Origin of the sequence: Streptomyces sp. NPDC050625 (assembly GCF_040654755.1) — a bacterium.
Lineage (GTDB): Bacteria > Actinomycetota > Actinomycetes > Streptomycetales > Streptomycetaceae > Streptomyces.
The window spans coordinates 1-1,226 of record NZ_JBFAIQ010000125.1; the positions used below are offsets into that span (position 1 = coordinate 1).

The 1,226-nt window shown below is 69.2% G+C and carries 1 protein-coding gene; it reads right to left on the reverse strand.

Translation table 11 applies throughout. From position 1 onward, the window contains the following. Window positions 1-1,226, reverse strand: a 1,226-nt coding sequence (locus AB0I54_RS48185) for a type I polyketide synthase (RefSeq protein ID WP_363302761.1), incomplete at both ends; no start/stop codon positions are given.

A 1,226-nucleotide genomic window follows, 5' to 3' on the forward strand; every position in this document is an offset into this window, starting at 1 on the left:
TCCCCGCCCTCGGCCACCAGCCGCCACAAATCCTCAGGCGACGCGATGCCACCCGGATACCGGCACGCCATCCCCACAATCGCCACCGGCTCATCGACCGGCACGACCGGCACGATCTCCGCCGGCACGCCGCCGGCCTCGGTGCCCAGCACCTCCCGCAGCAGGTAACCAGCCAAAGCCTGGGGCGTGGGATAGTCGAAAACCAGCGTGGCCGGCATCCGCACCCCGGTCGCATTCTGAACACGCTGACGCAACTCCAGCGCGGTCAGCGAGTCAAAGCCCATCGCCTGAAAAGCACGCGAAGCATCAATCGTGCCCGGCGACACATGCCCCAGCACCACCGCCACCTCCCCACCGACCAAGTCGACGAGAAAGCGCTCACGGTCGGAACCGGACATGCCCAGCAGGCGCTGCACCAGACCGGACGACTCCTGACCCCGAACAGCCGCACGCCGCGAGGCACGCACCAACCCCCGCAGGACCACGGGCAACTCACCCCGGCCGGCACGCTCCCGCAGCGCGGCCATGTCCAGCCGCGCCGGCACCACACACGCCCGGCCCAGCTCCACCGCCGCATCGAACAGATCCAGAGCCTCCGCGTCCGGCATCGGCACAAAGCCCATCCGCGCCACACGCTCCAGATCCCGGTCCTGCAAGCCACCGCCCATACCAGCGGCCCACAGCCCCCAGGCCAAAGACGTGCCCACAAAACCCTCGGAACGCCGCCGCGCCACCAACGCGTCCATGAACGCGTTGGCCGCCGCATACGCCGCCTGCCCCGCCGTACCCACCACACCAGCAACCGACGAGAACAACACAAACGCCGACAGATCCAGCCCACGCGTCAACTCATCCAGCACCAACGCCCCGTCGACCTTCGGACGCAGCACACCCGCCAACCGCTCGCCCGACAATCCGCCCAGCACACCGTCGTCAAGGACACCCGCGGCATGCACCACACCCCGCAACGGATACTCCGCCGGCACACCCCCCAACACCGCCGCCATACCCTCGCGATCCGCCACATCACACGCCGCGAACGACACATCCTCCGCACCAAGCGCCACCAGCTCGCCCAGCAACTCCTCAACCCCGGCACCGCTACGACTCACCAGCAGCACACGACGAACTCCCCGCACCACCACCAGATGCCGCGCCACCACCCCCGCCAGCGCACCACTCGCACCCGTCACCAACACCGTCCCCGCCGCATCCCACACCGGACC